This window comes from Stenotrophomonas sp. ZAC14D2_NAIMI4_6 (assembly GCF_003086875.1).
Lineage (GTDB): Bacteria > Pseudomonadota > Gammaproteobacteria > Xanthomonadales > Xanthomonadaceae > Stenotrophomonas.
The window spans coordinates 4385368-4405321 of record NZ_CP025996.1; the positions used below are offsets into that span (position 1 = coordinate 4385368).

A 19954-nucleotide genomic window follows, 5' to 3' on the forward strand; every position below is an offset into this window, starting at 1 on the left:
CCAGCGGCGTTGTCGCGTTGTTGTTGTTGCTCCTCCCCCCTTCCCTACTACCGCCCCCTACCGATGCCCGGTGAATTCAGTCTCCACGGAGTGTTCGTCCCGACCCTGCTCGGGCTGATGCTGCTGGCCTACCTGGTCAACAGCGGCCTGCACGCGCTGCTGCAGCGTGCCGGCGCCTATCGCCATGTCTGGCACCCGCCACTGTTCAACCTGGCCCTGTACGGCATCGTGCTGGGTGCGCTGTTCCACCTTCTGCGTTGGATGCAATCGTGAACAAGATCGTGAAAAAGACCCTGCCGGTGCTGCTCACCGGTGCCGCCGTGATCGTTGCCCTGCTGGTGCTGCGCCAGCTCTGGGTCTATTACATGGATGAGCCGTGGACCCGCGATGCCCACGTCGGTGCCGATGTGGTGCAGGTGGCGCCGGATGTCTCCGGGCTGGTGGAGGCCGTGGACGTGGCCGACAACCAGGCCGTGAAGAAGGGCGACCTGCTGTTCGTGGTCGACCGCGCGCGCTACCGCATCGCCCTGGAACAGGCCCGCGCCAGCCTGGCCGAACGCCAGGCCTCGGTGGCCCAGCTGCGCCGCGAGATCGGCCGCGACCGCAGCCTGCAGGACCTGGTGGCCGCCGAGGACGCCGAAGTGCGCCGGGCCAAGCTGCAGGCCGCGCAGGCCGCATTGGCCACCGCACAGGCCGCCGTGGATCTGGCCGAGTTGAACCTGGCCCGCACCGAAGTGCGCGCCCCGGCCGATGGCCGGGTGAACGACCGCACCATGCGGGTGGGCGACTACGTGGTGGCCGGCAAGCCGGTGCTGGCGCTGCTGGATACCGGCTCGTTCCGCATCGATGGCTACTTCGAGGAAACCCGCTTGCGTGGCGTGGCCCCGGGCCAGCGCGTGGACATCCGCCTGATGGGCGAGGACATCGCACTGACCGGCCACGTGGAAAGCATCGCCGCCGGCATCGAAGACCGCTACCGCAGCAACGGCAGCAGCCTGCTGCCGAACGTAACCCCGGCCTTCGACTGGGTGCGGCTGGCGCAGCGCATCCCGGTGCGCATCGCCATCGACGAGGTCCCCGCAGGCGTGCAGCTGATCTCCGGCCGTACCGCAACGGTGACCGTCGACACCCACAGCAAGCACGCAGACAAGGCCGGCGCCACGCCGACACAGGCGGGCCTGTGAACACCACCCTGCCCCGTCTCGGCCTGATCGTCGCCCTGGCCAGCCTGGCGGCCTGCAAGACCGTGGGCCCGGATTACGCCCTGCCGGAAGGCTCGGCGTTCAAGCGCCCGCAGGCCAATGCGGCATTCATCGACACCCAGAACCCGGACGTGGCCGCCAACCAGGCGCTGCCCGACCGCTGGTGGTCGCTGTACAACGACCCGGTGCTGGACGGGCTGATCACCCAGGCGCTGCGTGACAACGTCGAGCTGAAGGCGGCCGATGCGCACCTGCGCCGTGCCGCCGCCGTGTACGAGCAGGCGATGGATGCCGGTGGCTTCGAGTACGAGGCCGAGGCGGGCATCAGCCGGGCACAGTTGTCAGCCGAGTCGTTCCTGCAGGAACACGAACTGCCGGTGATCAACCTGGCCGACGGCAAGTTCGCCGTCAGCTACCAGTTCGATCTGTTCGGCAAGCTCAAGCGCGGTGCCGAGGCGGCGCACGCCGACGAACAATCGGTGGCCGCCGCGCGCGACCTGGCCCAGGTGAGCGTGGTGGCCGAAGTGGCCGACAGCTACCTGGAAATCTGCCACGCCAACCACGAACTGCACGTGGCCGAGCATTCGCTGCAGCTGCAGCAGCGCAGCCGTTCGGTCACCCAGCGGCTGATCAATGCCGGCCGTGGCACGCCGCCGGAGCTGGCCCGCGCCAACGCCCAGGTCGCCCTGCTGGAGGCCGCGCTGCCGCCGTTGCGCGCACAGCGATCGGCCGCGGCCTATTCGCTGGCCGCCCTGCTGGGCCAGACCCCTGGCCAGCTGCCTGCCGGGGTGATCGACTGCGCCGATGCGCCGCGCCTTGCGCAGCCGCTGCCGGTGGGTGATGGCCGCGCCCTGCTGCAGCGCCGCCCCGATATCCGCCAGGCCGAACGCAAGCTGGCTTCGGCCACCGCGCGCATCGGCGTGGCCACGGCCGAGCTGTACCCGGACATCCGCCTGGGCGCCTCGCTGGGCGCGGCTGGCCTTCTGGAGGACTTCGGCACGCCGATGACCCAGCAGTGGTCGATCGGCCCGCTGATCTCCTGGACGCTGCCGTCTTCGGGTACGCATGCGCGCATCCACGCCGCCGAAGCCGGTGCCGATGCCGCGCTGGCTGAGTTCGACCATGCGGTGCTGCAGGCCCTGCGCGAGACCCAGACCGCGCTGGACCGCTATGCACAGGACCTGCGCCGCCTGCAGTCGCTGCGCGAGGCGCAGCAACAGGCCGCGCTGGCGGCCGAGCAGAACCGCCGGCTGTACCAGGGTGGGCGCACGCCGTACCTGTCCAGCCTGGATGCCGACCGCAGCCTGGCCACCAGCGATGCCACCCTGGCGGCCGCCGAAGCGCAGGTGTCGCGCGACCAGATCCATCTGTTCCTGGTGCTGGGCGGCGGCTGGCAGACCACGGTTGCGCCCGCCACCGCACAGGCCCCGGCGAAATAAGCGATGGACGGACTGACCGACCGCCAGGCGTGGCTGTTTTCGATCAAGACCTACCTGGCCGCGATCGCGGCGCTGTACATCGCCATGGCCGGCAACCTGTCCCGCCCGTACTGGGCGATGGGCACGGTGTACATCGTCAGCCAGCCGCTGCTGGGCCCGACCCGGGCCAAGGGCGTGTACCGCATTGTCGGTACGTTGGTGGCCGGCCTGGCCACCCTGCTGGTACTGCCGGCGCTGGTGGAAACGCCGATGGTGCTGAGCGCGGCGATGTCGCTCTGGCTGGCCGCCTGCCTGTTCCTGGCCCTGCTCAACCGCGGCCCACGCGGCTATGCGTTCCTGCTGGCCGGCTACACCACCGCCTTCATCGGTTTCCCGGCCGTCACCTCACCGGAAGCGATCTTCGACACGGTGGTGGCGCGCAGTGAGGAGATCATCCTGGGCACGGTGGTGGCGGTGTTGTTCGCTTCGCTGCTGTTCCCCGCCTCGGTGCGGCCGATGCTGCGCGGGCGCATCAACAACTGGATGGAGGACGCCGCGCAGTGGTGCCGGCAGATCCTGGAGCGCGGCCGCGCGCATGCACCGCGCAACCGGCTGGCCGCCGATCTGGTGCAGTTCGAGGCCCTGATCGAGTTCCTGCGCCGCGACGATCCACGCCATGCCGGCTCCGCCGTTTCGATGGAACGGCTGCGTGAGCGCATGCTGCTGTTGCTGCCGGTGCTGTCGTCCATTGCCGACCGCTTGAGCGCGTTGCGCAGCCACGGGCAGGTACTGCCGCAGGGCCTGCCGGAACTGGTGGACGATATCCGCGCGTGGATCGACACCCCTGCCAGCGCCAGCGACTATGCGCGCCTGCACGCCCGCATCAGCGCCCTGAAGCCGCAGGTGGACCGCGACCTGCAGCACCTGCAGCTGGCCAGCCTGCTGCTGCGCCTGGAGGAGCTGGTGGACCTGTGGCAGGACTGCCGCACCCTGCAGCACGCCATCGACCACGGCACCGCACCGCTGGACCGCGCGCACTACCGCATCCGCACCGAGCGCGTGGCCACCGACAAGCACGTGGACTACGGCATGGCGCTGTTCTCCGCGCTCAGCGCCGGCGTGGCCCTGATGAGCTACTGCGTGCTGTGGATTGGCCTGGGCTGGGAGGGCGGTGGCAACGGCGCGATGATGGCGGCGGTCACGGCGGCCTTCTTCGCCGCACAGGATGATCCGGCGCCGAGCATGGTCTCGTTCCTGGTCTGGGCCATCGTCGCTTCGCTGGTGGCCGGCGTGTATCTGTTCGGCGTATTCCCGGCCGTGCACGACTTCGGCCTGCTCGCGCTGGTGCTGGCGGTAACGTTCCTGCCGCTGGGCCTGCTGTTGCACCACCCCAAGAGCGCCTTGTTCGCGCTGCCGCTGACGGTGAACCTGGCCGCGCTGCTGAGCCTGCAGAACACCTACAGCGCCAACATCCAGAGCTTCCTGAACTCGTCCATCGCGATGTTCATCGGTATTGGCTTTGCCGTGGTGATGACCCGCCTGTTCCGTTCGGTGGGTGCCGAATGGACCGCGCGCCGGCTGGTGCGGCAAGGCTGGACCACGCTGGCCGAGGCCGCCGAAGGGCGCGGCCAGCAGGATCGCCAGCGCTTCGCCGCGCGCATGCTGGATCTGCTGGGCCTGCTGGCGCCGCGCCTGGCGGCAACGCCGGAAGGCAGCGACATCGCCTCGGTGGACATGCTCAACGAGGCGCGCATCGGCCTGAACATCCTGCAGCTGCGCCGGGCCCGGCTGGAACTGCCGGAGCGCAGCCGCGAAGCGGTGGAACACATCCTGGAAGAACTGGCCGCGCACTACCGGCGCCAAGTGGCGGCACGTCGACCCATCGCCGCCAGCGAAGCGCTGCGCGAACGGTTGGATGCCTCGCTGGGGCGCGTGGGCAACGTGGCCGCCTGCAAGGCGCGCGATGAAGCGCTGATGGGCCTGGTTGGTGTGCGCTTTGCATTGTTCCCCGAAGCCAAGGCGCTGGCACCGGGCGTGGCGGACGCCGGCGCGCCGTCCATGTAAGGCGATCCGCCGGGCATGGCCCGGCGCTACCATCGCTACCCGGTAGCGCCGGGCCATGCCCGGCGGCCTTTCGCCCCGACAACAGGACGGTTCAATGAGTTACGACATGATGGTCTTCGAGGCCAGCGCGGCGCCACGCGAGGCGGCGGCCTTCATCGCCTGGTTCGAGAAGCAGGTGCAATGGGGCGAGAACCACGAGTACGACGACCCGGCGGTCAGCAGCCCGGCGCTGCAGGCCTGGTTTGCGGACATGGCGCGGGAGTTCCCGCCGATGAACGGTCCGCTGAGCAGCGATGATGACGACCGCCCCGAAGTGACTGATTACAGCATCGGCCGGCAGGTGATCTACGGTGCCTTCGCCTACTCAGTGGCCGAGCGCGCGCATGGCCGCGTGCAGGACCTGGCCGAACAGCACGGCGTGGGCTTCTTCGATCTCAGCGCCGATGAAGCCGCGACCGTCTTCCCCGATGGCCTGGTGCTGATCGCGGAATGAACGTGGCGGCAGGGCGGCGCCCTGCACCGGCCGAATAAACGGCAACGTCAAAGCGGGCATTTCGTGGGATGGCGGGGTGGGTCCGGTTGAGGGGGACGCCGTAAACCCATCCATGAAGTGACCCCCGGGAGTTGGACACCTGATCCGACCCCGAGGTTTGCATGAATAGATATGAGGTTTGTTTCAAATTACAGGTCGCCAAGGAGGCCTGTAACACCTCCACATCGGTCAAGGCGGTTGTACATCCGGTACTACAACGAGAATCGTATCCGCTTGAAACTAAAGGGCTTGAGCCCCGTACAGTACCGGGAGCAGGCCGCGCTGGCCGCCTGATCCCCCACCTGTCCAACTTCAGGGGGTCATTTCACCATGGGGGCTTGGTCGCGGCATCCATGCCGCTCACACCCCCTCAACCGGACCCACCCCGCCTTCGACAATTTCCCGGTGGCCAGAACGCTTCTGTAGAGTCGAGCCATGCTCGACTCAGATCCATCAGCCGAGCGTGGCTCGGCTCTACAGGGTATGCGCCGGCGCAACCCCGGTCATGCACCCAGCCGCCAGGCCAGGCCGCCCAGGCGGCTGGCGTGGCGCTTCAGCGCCGCCACCAGCACGTCTTCGCTGCCGGCCAGGTGCAGGCGCTGGCGGGCGCGGGTCAGGCCGGTGTAGACCAGCTCTCGCGACAACACGCGGCTGTCCTGCCGCGGCAACTGCAGCCAGACCTCATCGAATTCCGAACCCTGAGCCTTGTGCACGGTCATCGCGAACGCGCTTTCGTGCGCGGGCAGTGCGGCCGGATGGAAGGCGCGGGGCTGGTCGAGCGTGTCGCCGGGGAACCAGGCCGCCATCGCACCCTGCGGGTCGCGCAGGCAGATGCCGATATCACCGTTGAACAGCCGGTGCCGATAGCTGTTTTCGGTGATCAGCAGCAGACGCCCCTGGAAGTAACCGGGCGTGTTGCCGGCCAGCAGCTGCTCAATGCGGCTGTTGAGACCGCGCGCGCCCTGCGGGCCTTCGCGCAGCGCGGTGAGTACGCGCAGGCGACCGGCCTGCTGCAGCGCGCGGCCGGGATCGGCGGCGTCGGCCAGCGCGCGCCAGTGTGACAGCAGGTGCTCGCGTTGGCCGCGCAGCGGATCGGCATCGTGTTCGTGGAAGCTGACGCCCGACAGGCTGCCGTCGCGCAGCAGCGACAACGCGGTGCGGGCATCGCCCTCGCGCACGGCCTGGGCCAGCGGTGCCAGCTGCAGCGCATCACTCTGCCGATAGCCGCGCTGCAACTGCACGCGGCGGCCGGCGAAGGCGCTTGGCGACGCCTGCGGCTGCAGGGTGGGCGCGGCCAGCAGGCCGTGCAGGGCCTGCGCGTCGTCGACACGGGTGCCTGTGCCATCACCACTGGCGCGCAGGATCGCGCTGAGCACATCGCCGGCTTCCACCGAGGGCAACTGGTCCGGATCGCCCAGCAGGATCAACCGCGTACCGCTGGCAATGGCATCGACCAGCTTGGCCATCAGCGGCAGATCGATCATCGAGGCTTCGTCCACCACCACTACATCCACCGGCAGCGGATTGTCGGCGTGGTGGCGGAAGCGCGGCGAATCGGGAATGACGCCGAGCAGGCGATGCAAGGTCGTGCCGGTGCTCGGCAATGCCGCACACAGCGCCGGGTCCAGCCCTGCTTCCTGCAGCCGCTGCACGGCCAGGCGCAGGCTTTCGGCCATGCGCTCGGCGGCACGCCCGGTGGGCGCGGCCAGGGCCACCTGCGGTGCCGGTTGCCCCGCCTGCAGGGCCTGCGCGGCCAGCAGCAGCAACAGGCGGGCGATGGTGGTGGTCTTGCCGGTACCGGGGCCGCCGGTGACCAACGCCAGCGGGTGGCGCAGGGTCACCCCGGCCGCACGTGCCTGGTGGTCTTCCTGCGTGGCGGCGGCGGGGAACAGACGCGCGAACAAGGGCGCCAGCGCTGCCATGTCCGGCGCCGGCAGCGGGTGCCGGCCGATGCGCTGCAGCCCGGCGGCCAGCTGCCGCTCGTATTCGCGGTAGCGGCGCAGGTACAGCAGGCCGTTTTCCAGCACCAGCGGTGCCTCATCGGCAGCGGCGTCCGGGTCATCGGGCTGTGCCACCCAGGGCGAGGCCCGCAGCTGGGCCAGCCACTGCGGCGGCGGCGGCCACGCGGTCACGCCCTCGATCAGGCGACCGGGCTGCGCCGGATCGAAACCGGCATGGCCCTGCGATACCGCCAGCGAGGCCAGCGCGGCAGCCACCGCCACGGCATCGGGCGTATCGTCGCGCAACCGCAGCAGGCTGGTGGCCAGGGCATGGTCGAGCGTTCGCAGGTGGCGACCCACGTACAGCTGTTTCAGCAGGCTGGTGCTCATGCGCTGGCTCCGATGGCGCGCGCGGCCAGTGCGGCATGGGCGTCGTCGCCACCGGCAAACAGCGCGTCCAACCCATCCACCAGCTCCGGTGCGAAGCGGTCGACATGGACCCCGTTGCCATGGCCGTCCAGGCCGCGGCAGAACAGGTAGCGGATGCCGCCCATGTCACGCGCGTAGTCGTAGGCGCGGCCCAGGCGGAAGCGCAGCCAGCGGTGCAGGGCCACGGTGTAGATCAGCGCCTGCAGGTCATATTCGCTGTGGCGCATGGCGATCTGCAGCAGGTCCGGGCTGTAGCCCGGCAAACGGTTGGATTTGTAGTCGAGCACGTACCAGCGCCCATCGCGCACATAGGTCAGGTCGATCTTGCCGGTCATCAGCCCTTCCAGCCGGCGGCGCAGGCCGAAGCCACGGCGTGCGCTGGCAATGCCATGGGCGTGCAGCAGCTGCAGCAGCGCCGGCACACTGGTCGGTTCGATGGCGAAGTGGAACTCGATTTCTGCGCGGCGTTCGCCCTCGCCCAGGCTGTGCAGGGCACCACCCTCGGGAAGGCCAACGGTGAGCGTGTGGCCCACCAGCGGCACCAGCACGGCCACGCCATCGTCCAGGTCCTGATCGGCATAGCCTTCATCGTGCAGCGCCTTGCGCAGCAGCGCGGCCTGCCCTTCGGGCGCGGGCTGGTCTGGCGTCCAGCTACCCCACGCAGCGAAATCGACGTTCTCCAGCGCCTCATGCAGCACGTTGCCAAAACGACTGCCCATGAAGCGCGGGTCCGGCGGCACGCTATCGGCATCGACGGCGGCCGCTTCGGGCAGAGCCGGTTCCAGCGGCAGTTCGGCGCCGGCCGGTTCATCGGCGGCCGGTGCCGGCAGTTCGGTGGCGGCCGCTTCGACATCGTTGCCGGCATCGGCGTGCGCGAGCTGGGTGAAGCTGTATACCCACCAGTCGTGTGGTACGCGCCGGGTCAGGCTGCGCACGGCCGGCAGGTCGCCTTCCTGTTCCGCCGGCAACTGCGGCAGCCGCAGCACCGGCGCGCTGTCGTCGATGCAGACGTCGGCATGCGTGCGCAGGGTCTGCAGATCGCCCAGCAGCGGCGCCAGGCGGGTCTTGCCCAGTCCGGCCAGGTCGCCGATGGCAATCCACAGCGCGTGCTCGGCGCGGGTCAGGCCCACGTACAGCAGGCGGGCGTCCTCGGCGCGCTGTTCGCGTTCGCGCTGGCCGCTGGCGGCCTCCCAGGCCTCGTCCTTGTGCAGCTTCCAGTGCAGCTGGCGCTGGCCGTCCAGGTGCACGGTGCAGTGCGCCGCGTTGTTGGGCGCGCCGCCGTCGATGCCAACGAACGGCAGGTACACCAGCGGGTATTCCAGGCCCTTGCTCTTGTGCAGGGTGATGATCTGCACCCGCCGCGCATCCGATTCCAGGCGCAGCAGCTGCTGTTCGTCGTTCTGGTCGGCATGGACCATCTGCCCCTGCAGCCAGTCCAGCAGGCCATGCATGCCCAGTGCCTGCGCCGAGGCTTCCTGCAGCAGTTCGCCCAGCTGCAGATAGTTGGTCAGCCGGCGCTCGCCATCGATCAGCGCCAGCAGGCGTTCGCCCTGCGCGGCACAGACATCGGCCACCACGGCGAAGGGGCCGCCGCGTTGCCAACGCTCGCGCCAATGCAGCAGCTGGGTCTGGAAGCCACGCTGCAGGTCGCCTTCGCGCTCCATGCTGGCGATGGCGCTGGCGGGCTGGCCCAGCAGCACGGTCGCCAGCGCGGCGCGCAGCCGCCCTTCGTCGGCCGGCTGCAGCAAGGCCAGCAGCAACGCGCGCAGATCGCGGGCCTCACGGGTGGCGAACAGGCTCTGCTTGCCGGCGGCCACGGCGGGAATGCCCACCGCGGCCAGCGCGCGCTGCACAAGGGTCGCCTCGCGGTGCGAACGCACCAGCACGGCGATATCGCCGGGCTGCACCGGCCGCCCCCGCAGCACCGCCGTGCCGGCGCGGGCGTCGACCAGGGTCTGGTGGATGGCGGCCACGCAGGCCTGGGTGGCCGCCGCGCGCGAGGCGTCGGCGCCCATCGCCTTGTCGCCGTCACTGCGCAGCACGCGCAGGGTCAGCGCTGGTGCCGCTGCACCATCACGCAGGTAATCGTCATCGCTGCGCACGCCACCGGGGCGCACCGGCTCGAAGCCGATGCCCGGCTCCAGGAAGGCCTCGTCGCCGCCGTTGTCATACAGCGCCTGCAGTGCGCGCAGCACCGAGGGCCGCGAGCGGAAGTTCTGGTCCAGCGGCGGCGCCGGCTGCGCGGCCTGCTTGGCCTTCAGGTAGGTGTGGATGTCACCGCCGCGGAAACCGTAGATGGCCTGCTTCGGGTCGCCGATCAGGAACAGCGCCGGCGCCAGGTCCAAACTCTGCACCTCGGCCGAATCGCCGAACACCGTGTGGAAGATGCCCCACTGGCGATCGTCGGTGTCCTGGAACTCATCGACCAGTGCGATGCGGTACTGCTGGCGCAGCTTGCGCACCAGGTCCAGGCGCTGCGGTCCCTCCAAGGCCTGGGCCACGCCGTCGATCAGGTCGTCGTAGGTCTGTACCCGGCGCGTGCGCTTGAGTGCGGCCAGGCGCTGGGCGGCCTCCTCGCGCAGGGCATGCAGGAAGTTCAGTGCGGTGCCGCGCAGCCATTGCTCGCGCTGGTCCAGCAGCGCCACGTAGCGCTGCAGCGGTGCCTGCAGCGGCGAAGACGGCGTGCGATCGACGAACTTCTTGTTGGTCTTGGCCGCCAGCGCATCGGGCAGCAGGGCCGGCAGACGCTCGCTGGACAGCAGTTCGGTCGCATCGCCGCGCTCGCCCCAGGCCAGCAGCTGCCGGCCCAGCGGGTGCAGCCAGCCCAGCTTGTAGGACACGCCGTTGATCCATTTGTTGTCGACCGCTTCGCACAGATCCAGGAAGAACTGTTCGCCATGCTCGCGCACGGCAAGCGACAGTTCTGCCGCCGCGCTCTGCAGCGCCGGGCGCGGGTCGTCCACCGCCACCGCCTGCGGGCGCGGGTACAGCGGTGGCGAGGCCAGCAGCGCACGCAGGTCCGAGGCCAGCGCATCGGGGTGTGACCACAGCCAGGTCAGCGGTTCCAGCGTGGCCGGGTCGTTGGCGTGCACGCGCCACAGGTCCGCGGCCAGTTCCTCCAGCAGTTCGCGGTCGCTGGCCAGCAGTTCCGGCGGATCGAAGGTATGCCCGCTTTCCAGTGCGTATTCGCGCAGTACGCGCGTGCAGAAGCCATGGATGGTGAAGATCGAGGCCAGGTCGATCTCGTCGGCGGCGACCTGCAGCCGGCGTTGCAGGGCGGCCGCACTTTCGCTGCCCCCATCAAGGTGCCGCTGCAGCACCTGCCGGGTCAGCAGCGCGTCGGGGGCCTCGTCGGCGGCCGGCGGCAGGTCCACCAGCCGCGCGGCCAACGCCAGGCGCTCGCGGATGCGCTTGCGCAGTTCCTGGGTGGCCGCATCGGTGAAGGTCACCGCCAGGATCTGGCCGATGCGCAGGCGCTGTTCCACCACCAGGCGGGTGAACAGGGTGGCCAGGGTGAAGGTCTTGCCGGTGCCGGCGCTGGCCTCGATCAGGCCGATACCGTGCAGCGGCAGCAGCAGGTAGGGATCAACGGGGGTATTCATGCGTCGGCCTCCTTGCTGGTGCCAGCGGGACCACGCCCGTCGCGTACCGCACCGAACACGATCTGGCTGTTGCGCAGCAGATCGGCATAGCTGTCGTCATCGGCAAAGGGATCGGCACCCCGCAACAGCAGTTGCCAGGCATCGCTGTTCGCTTCGCCCCAACTGCGGTCGCTGCCGTGCCATTGCTTCCAGCCTTCGCTGCGCTGTTTTTCCACGGGCGCGGTGAACAGCACCCAGCCGGTGTACGGGGCGAAGCGCAGCGGCTCGCGCAGGCCGCGCTGGCGCAGCTGCAGCAGCGCACGCAGGGCGGCGCGCGCCGAGGACACGCTCAGCGCAGGCAGCAGGTGCGGGCCGGGGCCGGCGTCGCCGCCATCGTGGAACTGCACCAGCGGCAGCGCATCGCCGGCGGCGTTGGCCAGCAGCCAATCCAGCCCCTGGCGGATGACCGCATTGCCGTTGAGCGTGCCGGCACGCAGGCGCACCAGGCCCTCCGGGTGGCGGTCGGCCACCCGGCCGTGCAGGCGCACGCCGTCGATATCCACGTCGTAGCGACGGCTTTCCAACGGCTGCCCCCGCATCCAGCCCAGCATCGCGCTGGCATAGGGGCGGGTCTTGAGCTGTTCGGCTTCGAACTGGCGCTCGCCCAGCGCACCTGACGGCAGCAGGCCGCGCGCGCGCAGGCGCGGGTACAGCGGCTCGGCATCGCCGCTGAGGGTGGCGCGCACGACGGCGGCCTGCACGCTGCGCTTTTCCGGCCCGCGCGAGGACAGCACCAGCGGCTCCAGGTCGTCCACCTCCTCGACCTCGTCGGCCAGGCGCAGGCCCAGTGCCTGGGCCAGGAACTGTCCGGCCGGGTCGCACAGGAAGCGGCGCAGCGCATCCAGTGCGACCTCCGCTTCCACCGCATCGTCCAGCGGTGGTGGCAGCGGCGCGTCGAACCACGCGGGCAGCCCACTGCGCTGGCCGGACAGGCGCCCGGCGGCCGGGTGCCACTGCCGGCGGTAACTGAAGCGGCGCCCATCGCCTTCGCCGAACGCAGCCGGCGAGAACGGCTGCAGCGCGTGGCGCACGGTGAAGTCACGCGTGGCCGTGGCGGGGTCTTGGTGGTAGGCGGCCGCGGCGTCGATCAGTTCACTGACCAGCACCGAAGGTTCACGCACGCTGCCATCGCGCGGGTCCGCCCCCAGGTAGCTCAGATAGAACACGTCCTGGGCGGCGGCGAACAACTGCAGGAACAGGAAGCGGTCATCCTCGCGGGTGGAACGGTCGCCCGGGCGGCGGCGCGGCGTATCCAGTTCGGCGGTGAGCTGGTTCAGGCCGGCAGCCGGGTCGCGGCGCGGGAAGTCGCCATCGTTCAGTCCCAGCACGCAGATCACCCGGAACGGCAGCAGGCGCATCGGCACCATGCGGCCAAAGCTGATGCCACCGGTCAGCAGCGGCGCGCGGGTATCGGCTTCGGACAGCGCACCGGCGAAGTGCGCACGCACCACCTCCGGTGGCACACCCTCTTCGAAGCCGGCGCGGGTGGCATCGTCGGCAAACTGGTTCAGCAGCTTGCGCAGGCGCTCCAGTGCGCGCTGGCTGTTGGGTGAGGTGGGCGCTTCGGGCAGCAGCGCATCGAGCAGGGCCAGCAGGCGCTGGCGCCACTGTGCCGGGGTGAGCGTGTCACCCAGTCGGCGCTGGTACACCGCCAGCACACGCAACAGGCGCAGCAGCCGGTCCAGCGCGTCCAGCGCACCGCCTTCCAGTTCGGTCCATGGCGCCACACCGGCCAGATCGACGTCGCTGCCGGTGGCGTGGCCCAGCAGCAGCCGGTCCAGCGCGAACTGCCAGGTGTAGGCGTCATCGCGCGGTGCCTGCATCTGCCCGCGGTGGTTGGCATCGATGCCCCAGCGCGCGCCGGCCTGCTGCAGCCAGCCGTGCAGGCGGTCGAAATCCACCGCCTCCAGGCCGGCGGCCTCGGCCAGCGGCGCGCTGGCCAGCAGATCCAGGATCTCGTTCAGGCCGAAACGCGAGACCGGCAGGCCCAGCAGGTGCACGAACACATCGGCCAGCGGTTCACCGGCCAGCGGGCTGCTGTCGGCCAATGCATAGGGAATGTGGTCTTCTTCGCCGCTGCGGCCGCCGAACACCGCTTCCAGGTACGGCACGTAGGGGTCGATGTCCGGCGCGAGCACCGCGATGTCGCGCGGCTGCAGCGGGGGATCGAAGCGCGGGTCCTGCAGCAGCGCGCGCAGCTGGTCGTGCAGCACCTGCAGTTCGCGCAGGCGGGTGTGGCAGGCGTGCACCTGCAGGCTCGGGTCATCGCTGTGCAGGCCATCGCGCAGTTCTCCCGACGGCAATGCGCGGCGGTGGAACAGATCGCGCTGCAGGCGGTGCAGCAGGCTGTCGGCCAGGCCGCCTTCGGCCAACGTGGGCCGGGTGTCTTCTTCCGGGTCGGAATAGGCGGCGATCTCGCCGGCCGGATGCACCACCTCGTAACTGCCCAGCACCGCCATGAAGTCGCGGCCGGCCGCACCCCAGGCTTCCAGCAGGCGGTTTTCGCCGGCAGCTTCGCCGAACGGGTCCGGTGCACCGCTGCGCAGGCGCTCGGCCAGCGTCTGCAGGTCGCCCCAGTACGACTGCACCGGGGTCGGCATATAGAAGTGCAGCTCGCCCACGCGCGACTGGGTGGCCATGACCCGCAGCACGTCCGGCGAGATGTTCAACGTCGCGAAGGCCGACAGGCGCGGTGGCAGGCCCTGCGGAAGCGGTTTCCCCGCGCCTTCGTAGCGGTCCAGGTAGTCCTGGATGCGCCGCGCGCGGTACCCCTGGCCATGGGCGATGGTCCGCCACAGGATCGCCTGCGGATCGTCCGGGTCGGCACCGGCATCCCAGCGCAGCAGCCAGTCGCGGCGCCAGGCCTGGTATTTCTCGAACACGGCGGCCAGTTCGCCGGCCAGCGCCCACGGCTTCAGGGTGTCGCCACCGGCCAGGTAGGACTGCAGCGCGCGCATCGCCGGCTGGGCCAACAGCGACGGATCGCGCAGGGCGCGGTACAGTTTCCAGTGCAGCCCGGCCGCGTCCAGGTCGTCGGCTTCGCCGGGCACGTTCGCGTTGAGGGCGCGGGCAACGAACTCGCCCGGGGTGAGGAACTCCAGGTTCGCCGCTACGCCATACTCGGCCGCCAGGGTGGCCTGCAGCCAGCGGCGCATGGCCACCTGGGGAATCAGCACCACCTCCGGGGCCAGCAGCGGCTGGCCGGGAACCGGCGCACGCACGTTGCGCGCCAGCAGCGCGGCCAGCACATCCAGGGAGTTGGAATGGTAGAGACGGAAATCGTTGCCGGGGTCACTCATCGTGCACAGTGTGCCGCACGACCGCCGCTATTCAATGGTGTACTGGCAGGACCGGTACGGATTGTTCCGGGGTACCGCGGCATTGTCCCGGCCGCGCGGGTGGCATGGCGTGCCACAATACTGCACCGTCCAGTCCGCTTATGTTCAGCCGGCTGGCCCGATTCTGCCCTGTCGAAAAAACGTTAATGGTGCCCATGTCGGCTTCCGCCTCCAGCTTGGTGCAGTTGTCCAACGTCCGCATCGACCGGAGCGGGCGCACGATCCTGCGCGATGTATCGCTGCAGGTTCCGCAGGGCAGCATAACCGCCGTGCTCGGCCCGTCCGGCAGCGGCAAGTCCACCCTGCTGGCCGCCCTCACCGGTGAACTGCGCCCGGTGTCCGGGCAGGTCACCCTGTTCGGCAAGCCCATTCCGCAGGGCAGCGCCGAACTGCTGGACATGCGCCGCAGCGTGGGCGTGCTGCTGCAGGGCAATGGCCTGCTGACCGACCTGACCGTTGCCGAGAACGTCGCCCTGCCCCTGCGCACACACACCCGCCTGCCGGCGCCGGTGCTGCGCCGGCTGGTGCAGATGAAGCTGCACGCGGTAGGCCTGCTGGCCGCCGCCGATGCCTGGCCGCGCGAGCTGTCCGGCGGCATGGCGCGGCGCGTGGCCCTGGCCCGCGCGCTGGCCCTGGACCCGCCGCTGATGATCTACGACGAGCCGCTGACCGGGCTGGACCCGATCGCCTCGGGGGTGATCATGAGCCTGATCCAGCGGCTGAACCACAGCCTGGGCCTGACCAGCATCATCGTCAGCCACCACGTGCACGAGACCCTGCCGATCTGCGACCAGGTCATCGCCATCGCCAACGGCGGGGTGGTGTTCCAGGGCAGCCCCGAAGCGCTGCAGACCAGCCAGGACCCGCTGCTGCGGCAGTTCCTGCATGGCCAGCCCGACGGCCCCATTCCCTTTGACGCTGCGCCGCGGGCGAGGGTCGCCTGATGCCGTTCGTGCAAGCCACCCGTTCGCTGGGCCGCGCCGGTCTGTTCTCGCTGACCGTGCTGCGCGGTTCGCTGCCCACCCGTGATTTCCTGGCCGAGCTTACCCGCGAGATCTACAAGATCGGCGCGCGCTCGCTGCCGATCATCGCCGTCGGCGGTGCCTTCGTCGGCCTGGTGCTGACCCTGCAGGGCTACCGCACGCTGACCACCTTTGGTGCAGCCGACGCGCTGTCCACGCTGCTGGGCCTGTCGCTGTACCGCGAGCTGGCGCCGGTGCTGACCGCGCTGCTGTTCATCGGCCGCGCCGGCAGTTCCATCGCCGCCGAGCTGGGCCTGATGCGCGCCACCGACCAGATCAAGGCGCTGGAACTGATGGCCATCGACCCGGTGGCCAAGGCCGTGGCCCCGCGCTTCTGGGCAGCGGTGCTGACCGTGCCGCTGCTGACCGGCGTGTTCTGTTCGCTGGCCATCAGCGCCAGCTATTTCGAGGCCGTGCACGTGCTGGGCCTGGACAACGGCGTGTTCTGGTCGGCGCTGCGCAACAGCGTGGACTTCTGGGACGACTTCGGCGTGGCAATGCTGAAGTCGGCCATCTTCGGTGGTACCGCCGCGCTGGTGGCCTCGTATGTGGGCTTCCACGCCGAACCGACCATCGAAGGCACCTCGGTGGCGACCACCCGTGCGGTGGTGAACGCCTCGCTGCTGGTGCTGATGTTCAACTTCGTGCTGTCGGCAATGCTGTTCACGTAACCCTTTCCACCGGCGGCGCGCAGGGCGCGCTGCCACCCAGAGACGATCAGGTATTCCACATGGCCATCCGCGGTCCCAGACTTGAATTCTCCGTCGGCGCATTCCTGCTGCTGGCCCTGGCTTCGCTCATGGTGCTGGCCGTTGCCTCCACCAACCAGCGTTGGAGCTGGGGCAGCCAGGGCTACGAGCTGAAGGCGCGCTTTTCGCAGGTCGGCCAGCTGCGCAAGCAGGCACCGGTGAAGATCGGCGGTGTGACGGTCGGCCAGGTAGCGGCCATCGATCTTGACCCGGTGAAGTTCGAGTCGATCGTGACCCTGCGCATGGACAGCAAGATCAAGGACCTGCCGGCCGATACCTCGGCCGGCATCTTCACCAGCGGCCTGCTGGGCGAAAGCTACATCGGCCTGCAGCCGGGCGGCGATCCGGACGTGCTCAAGGCCGGTGACGAGATTGTCTTCACCCAGCCGGCGGTCGATCTGATCCAGCTGGTGGGCAAGTACATGTTCAGTGGCGGCGCCGGTGGCGGTGCCGACCAGAAATCCAACGAGAGCGCCCCCGCGCCTGCAACGGAACCGCAACCATGAAGACGAAACTGATCCCGGCCCTGCTCGCTTCCTCGCTGCTGCTGGCCAGCCCGCTGCTGGCCCAGGCACAGCAGTCCACCGCACCGGCCGTGGCCGCCCCGCAGGGCCAGGCCGGCAAGGTGGTCATTGATGCCAGCACCCGCATCCTGAACACCCTGCAGCAGCGCCGCAGCGAGTTCAGCAGCAACCCGGCCAGCCTGCGCAGCTACATCGACAGCGAGCTCAACCGCACCTTCGACCGCGACTACGCCGCGCGCCTGGTGCTGGGCACGCACGCCCGCGGCGCCTCCGACGCCGACATCAAGCTGTTCGCCGATGCCATGGCCGACAGCCTGATGCAGCGCTACGGCTCGACCCTGCTGAACATCCAGGGCAAGCCCAGCTTCCGCCTGAAGGGCGAAAGCCCGCTGCCGGGCAACCGCGGCGTGCGCGTGGCCACCGAACTGGTGCGCGCCGGTGCCGAGGGCACCCCGGTGGAGTACTGGATGCGCAACGTGGGCGGCCAGTGGAAGATCTTCGACGTCAACATCGAAGGCATCTCCTACGTGCAGACCTTCCGTAACCAGTTCGACGCGCCGCTGCGCCAGAAGGGCATCAAGCAGGTGGCCAGCGAACTGCGCAGCGGCAGCATGCAGGCCGGGCCGGCGGGCAATGGCAAGTAAACCGCTGGCGCTGCTGGAAGGCGACACCCTGCGCCTGCGCGGGGTGTTGGACCGCGCCGCGGTCATCGCCCTCTGGCCGCAGTTGCAGGCCCTGCCGGCCAAGTTGGCACGGCTGGAACTGGGCGACGTGGAACGCGTGGACAGCGCCGGTCTGGCGCTGCTGGCCGAACTGGCCGCACGTGCACGCGCACAGGGCCATACCCTGGCCATCGCCGGCGCCCCGGCCGGCTACAACGAACTGAGCGCGGCCTACCGGCTGTCGCCCACCCTGGATTTCACCGCACCTTCTGCTGCGAGCTGACATGAACGTCGTACGCGCCATCTCCCTTCTTCTTGTTGCTGCCGCGCTGAGCGCGTGCGCCGGCAAGCCCGCGCGCAGCGACGCGCCCGTGGCCGACACCGTGGTGCCGGCCGCCGCCAGCGAACCGGTGGCCAGCGATGCCGTGCCGGCGACGGATGTGGCGCCGACCACTGACAGTGCGACCGCCGCACCGGCTACCGCCGCGACCGCAGCCACGCCGCCGGCCGGCCAGGCGGGCAGCGCTGGCAACACCACCGCCGCAGCCGGCGACGATGACGACTTCGATGCGCTGTATGGCAGCAATGCCGCCACCGCCGATGCCTCGGCCTACGACCCGTGGGAGCCGCTGAACCGCAAGGTGCATGCGTTCAACAACGCGGTTGATCGCGGCGTCGCGCGCCCGCTGGCCACCGCCTACACCCACGTGGTGCCGCGCTTTGCCCGTACCGGCGTCAGCAACTTCTTCAGCAACCTGCGTTCGCCGCTGACTATCACCAACCAGCTGCTGCAGGGCCGACCGGGCGATGCCTGGGACACCTTGGGCCGCTTCCTGATGAACAGCACGCTGGGTATCGGTGGCCTGTTCGATCCGGCCAGCAAGGCCATGGTCCCGCGTCGCAATGAAGACTTCGGGCAGACCCTGGGCGCCTGGGGCTGGCGCCGTTCGCGCTACGTGGAACTGCCGTTCTTCGGCCCGCGTACCGTGCGCGATGTGTTCGGCCTGGCCGGTGACATTCCGCTGTCGCCCATCCGCACCATCGAGGAAGACAAGGTGCGTATCGGCCTGCAGGGCCTGCAGCTGGTGGACACCCGCGCACAGCTGATGGCGCTGGACGATATCCGCGACAGCGCAGTGGACGAGTACGCGCTGACCCGCGATGCCTGGCTGCAGCGCCGCAACTACCAGATCGAGAACGATCTGCGTGGCAAGCGCGAGCGTGGCAGCGACGATGCCAATTCGCCCATTCCGGTCGATGCCATGCCGATGCCGCAGTGGAGCAACTGATCGCTGCGACCGGCGCATGAAAAAACCCCGCCTTGGCGGGGTTTTTTTTTGCCGCTGCCCTGGGGTCAGAGCCCTTTCCGGTGGAAAGGGATCCGACCCCGGCGGGGTCAGGCGGCCAGGGCGGCCTCGACCGCTTCGCGCAGGCGCGCATCATCGGCGGCCACGTCCGGTGCGAAGCGGGCGATGACCTGGCCATCGCGGCCGATCAGGAACTTCTCGAAGTTCCACAGCACCGCCGGCGCCGGCAGGGTGGGAATGTCCTTGCCGGTCAGCAGCTCGCGCAGCGGGCCTTCACCGATGGCCTGCGGCTGGGCGGCGGTCAGCTGCTGGTACAGCGGGTGGATGTCCTCACCGGCCACGCTGATCTTGGCGAACATGGGGAAGCTGACGTTGTAGGTCAGCTGGCAGAACTGCTGGATCTCGGCTTCACTGCCCGGCTCCTGGCCGAGGAAGTTGTTGGCCGGGAAACCCAGCACTTCCAGGCCCTGCGCCTGCTTGTCGGCGTACAGCGCCTGCAGGCCTTCGTACTGCTTGGTCAGGCCGCACTTGGAGGCCACGTTCACCAGCAGCAGTACCTTGCCGTTGTAGTCGGCCAGGGAAGACGGCTGGCCGTCGATGGTGGTGAGGGAAATGTCCTGGATCGGGGTGCTCACGCGGGTGCTCCGGCAATGGCGGGAAAGGTCTGCCAGCATAGCGCCGCGCGCGTGCTGCGCGCGCTCAATCCACGCAGATCGTGCCCTGTGCCTTGCCCGCTTCAATGCGCTGGCGGCAACCGAAGTTCTGGCTGACATCGCGCTGGCAGGTACCCGTGGCGACCACGCCTGCTTCGGTTTCGCCGGTGGCCAGGCACTGGCCGCTGCAGTCCTGCTTGCCGCTGCAGGTCTTGCCCGCATCGGCATAGGGAATCACGCACTGCACGCGCTGCAGCCGACCCAGCGGCTGCAGGGTGCCGCCGGCAGCGCGGCAGTCAACATCGCGCGCTTCCTGGTAGGCCTGGCTGGCTTCAGCGGTGTCGGCCGCGGCCGGCTGTGCCGCCGCATCGGTCGCTGGCGGGGTGCTGCTGCAGGCGGCCAGCAGCACGCCCAGGACAAGGCTGGCAAGGAAACGAAGGCGCATGGTTGGACCTGCTGGCGGTAATCGAGGC

16 protein-coding genes and 1 pseudogene are annotated in these 19954 nt (G+C 69.6%); 12 read left to right on the plus strand and 5 right to left on the minus strand.

Annotated elements, in window-relative coordinates; genetic code table 11:
• Positions 1–63: 63 nt before the first annotated feature.
• The 6 genes and pseudogenes from C1933_RS19860 to C1933_RS19885 all read left to right on the plus strand — a co-directional run.
• Complete coding sequence (locus tag C1933_RS19860) at positions 64–273, plus strand: DUF1656 domain-containing protein (protein ID WP_108754648.1); 210 nt, start codon at positions 64–66, stop codon at positions 271–273.
• The gene (locus C1933_RS19865; protein WP_199911394.1) at positions 270–1184 is read left to right on the plus strand and encodes an HlyD family secretion protein; all 915 of its coding nucleotides are present in this window, start codon (positions 270–272) and stop codon (positions 1182–1184) included. Before C1933_RS19860 ends, C1933_RS19865 begins: the two co-directional genes overlap by 4 nt.
• The gene (locus C1933_RS19870) at positions 1181–2641 is read left to right on the plus strand and encodes an efflux transporter outer membrane subunit (protein ID WP_108754650.1); all 1461 of its coding nucleotides are present in this window, start codon (positions 1181–1183) and stop codon (positions 2639–2641) included. Before C1933_RS19865 ends, C1933_RS19870 begins: the two co-directional genes overlap by 4 nt.
• 3 nt (positions 2642–2644) lie before the next feature.
• A complete protein-coding gene (locus C1933_RS19875) occupies positions 2645–4684 on the plus strand; it encodes an FUSC family protein (RefSeq protein ID WP_108754651.1) in 2040 nt (679 codons plus the stop codon).
• 94 nt (positions 4685–4778) lie between these two features.
• Complete coding sequence (locus tag C1933_RS19880) at positions 4779–5177, plus strand: hypothetical protein (protein WP_108754652.1); 399 nt, start codon at positions 4779–4781, stop codon at positions 5175–5177.
• A gap of 240 nt (positions 5178–5417) precedes the next feature.
• Positions 5418–5510: pseudogene (locus C1933_RS19885) on the plus strand (IS3 family transposase); the annotation flags it as partial.
• 209 nt (positions 5511–5719) lie between these two features.
• Here C1933_RS19885 and recD read toward each other — a convergent pair.
• The 3 genes from recD to recC are packed head-to-tail and all read right to left on the minus strand — an operon-like array spanning position 5720 to position 14525.
• Positions 5720–7546 (minus strand): exodeoxyribonuclease V subunit alpha, encoded by a 1827-nt coding sequence (recD, locus tag C1933_RS19890; RefSeq protein WP_108754653.1) that lies wholly within the window; start codon positions 7544–7546, stop codon positions 5720–5722.
• Positions 7543–11187, minus strand: coding sequence for an exodeoxyribonuclease V subunit beta (gene recB / locus C1933_RS19895; protein WP_108754654.1), 3645 nt, complete (start codon positions 11185–11187; stop codon positions 7543–7545). Before recB ends, recD begins: the two co-directional genes overlap by 4 nt.
• Positions 11184–14525, minus strand: a complete 3342-nt coding sequence (recC, locus tag C1933_RS19900) for an exodeoxyribonuclease V subunit gamma (RefSeq protein WP_108754655.1) — start codon at positions 14523–14525, stop codon at positions 11184–11186. Before recC ends, recB begins: the two co-directional genes overlap by 4 nt.
• Before the next feature lie 194 nt (positions 14526–14719).
• Here recC and C1933_RS19905 point away from each other — a divergent pair, with 194 nt between their 5' ends.
• Genes C1933_RS19905 through C1933_RS19930 form a run of 6 tightly spaced genes read left to right on the plus strand, consistent with a single transcriptional unit; the run spans position 14720 to position 18810 of the window.
• Positions 14720–15508 (plus strand): ATP-binding cassette domain-containing protein, encoded by a 789-nt coding sequence (locus C1933_RS19905; protein WP_108754905.1) that lies wholly within the window; start codon positions 14720–14722, stop codon positions 15506–15508.
• Positions 15508–16257, plus strand: a complete 750-nt coding sequence (locus C1933_RS19910; protein ID WP_108751406.1) for an MlaE family lipid ABC transporter permease subunit — start codon at positions 15508–15510, stop codon at positions 16255–16257. The genes C1933_RS19905 and C1933_RS19910 overlap by 1 nt, the downstream gene beginning before the upstream one ends.
• A 59-nt stretch (positions 16258–16316) precedes the next feature.
• Positions 16317–16841 (plus strand): outer membrane lipid asymmetry maintenance protein MlaD, encoded by a 525-nt coding sequence (gene mlaD, locus C1933_RS19915; protein WP_108751407.1) that lies wholly within the window; start codon positions 16317–16319, stop codon positions 16839–16841.
• Positions 16838–17503, plus strand: a complete 666-nt coding sequence (locus C1933_RS19920) for an ABC transporter substrate-binding protein (protein ID WP_108754656.1) — start codon at positions 16838–16840, stop codon at positions 17501–17503. Before mlaD ends, C1933_RS19920 begins: the two co-directional genes overlap by 4 nt.
• Positions 17493–17804 carry an STAS domain-containing protein gene (locus C1933_RS19925; RefSeq protein ID WP_108751409.1) on the plus strand — a complete coding sequence of 104 codons (312 nt, stop codon included), beginning with the start codon at positions 17493–17495 and terminating at the stop codon, positions 17802–17804. Before C1933_RS19920 ends, C1933_RS19925 begins: the two co-directional genes overlap by 11 nt.
• A 1-nt stretch (position 17805) precedes the next feature.
• Entirely contained in the window at positions 17806–18810 is a 1005-nt protein-coding gene (locus tag C1933_RS19930) for a VacJ family lipoprotein (protein WP_108754657.1), read from the plus strand.
• Positions 18811–18917: 107 nt separating this feature from the next.
• Here C1933_RS19930 and C1933_RS19935 read toward each other — a convergent pair whose 3' ends face one another.
• Both C1933_RS19935 and C1933_RS19940 read right to left on the minus strand, forming a co-directional pair.
• Positions 18918–19463, minus strand: a complete 546-nt coding sequence (locus C1933_RS19935; protein ID WP_108754658.1) for a glutathione peroxidase — start codon at positions 19461–19463, stop codon at positions 18918–18920.
• A gap of 64 nt (positions 19464–19527) precedes the next feature.
• Positions 19528–19926, minus strand: coding sequence for a hypothetical protein (locus C1933_RS19940; protein ID WP_108754659.1), 399 nt, complete (start codon positions 19924–19926; stop codon positions 19528–19530).
• Positions 19927–19954 lie beyond the last annotated feature (28 nt).

What these genes read in the sequence shown, in the direction of transcription:
- C1933_RS19940 (WP_108754659.1), bottom strand. Translation starts at nt 19,926, where the DNA reads ATGCGCCTTCGTTTCCTTGCCAGCCTTGTCCTGGGCGTGCTGCTGGCC.
- recB (WP_108754654.1), bottom strand. Translation starts at nt 11,187, where the DNA reads ATGAATACCCCCGTTGATCCCTACCTGCTGCTGCCGCTGCACGGTATC.
- C1933_RS19875 (WP_108754651.1), top strand. Translation starts at nt 2,645, where the DNA reads ATGGACGGACTGACCGACCGCCAGGCGTGGCTGTTTTCGATCAAGACC.
- C1933_RS19910 (WP_108751406.1), top strand. Translation starts at nt 15,508, where the DNA reads ATGCCGTTCGTGCAAGCCACCCGTTCGCTGGGCCGCGCCGGTCTGTTC.
- C1933_RS19880 (WP_108754652.1), top strand. Translation starts at nt 4,779, where the DNA reads ATGAGTTACGACATGATGGTCTTCGAGGCCAGCGCGGCGCCACGCGAG.
- recC (WP_108754655.1), bottom strand. Translation starts at nt 14,525, where the DNA reads ATGAGTGACCCCGGCAACGATTTCCGTCTCTACCATTCCAACTCCCTG.
- recD (WP_108754653.1), bottom strand. Translation starts at nt 7,546, where the DNA reads ATGAGCACCAGCCTGCTGAAACAGCTGTACGTGGGTCGCCACCTGCGA.
- C1933_RS19925 (WP_108751409.1), top strand. Translation starts at nt 17,493, where the DNA reads ATGGCAAGTAAACCGCTGGCGCTGCTGGAAGGCGACACCCTGCGCCTG.
- C1933_RS19920 (WP_108754656.1), top strand. Translation starts at nt 16,838, where the DNA reads ATGAAGACGAAACTGATCCCGGCCCTGCTCGCTTCCTCGCTGCTGCTG.
- C1933_RS19905 (WP_108754905.1), top strand. Translation starts at nt 14,720, where the DNA reads ATGTCGGCTTCCGCCTCCAGCTTGGTGCAGTTGTCCAACGTCCGCATC.
- mlaD (WP_108751407.1), top strand. Translation starts at nt 16,317, where the DNA reads ATGGCCATCCGCGGTCCCAGACTTGAATTCTCCGTCGGCGCATTCCTG.
- C1933_RS19930 (WP_108754657.1), top strand. Translation starts at nt 17,806, where the DNA reads ATGAACGTCGTACGCGCCATCTCCCTTCTTCTTGTTGCTGCCGCGCTG.
- C1933_RS19860 (WP_108754648.1), top strand. Translation starts at nt 64, where the DNA reads ATGCCCGGTGAATTCAGTCTCCACGGAGTGTTCGTCCCGACCCTGCTC.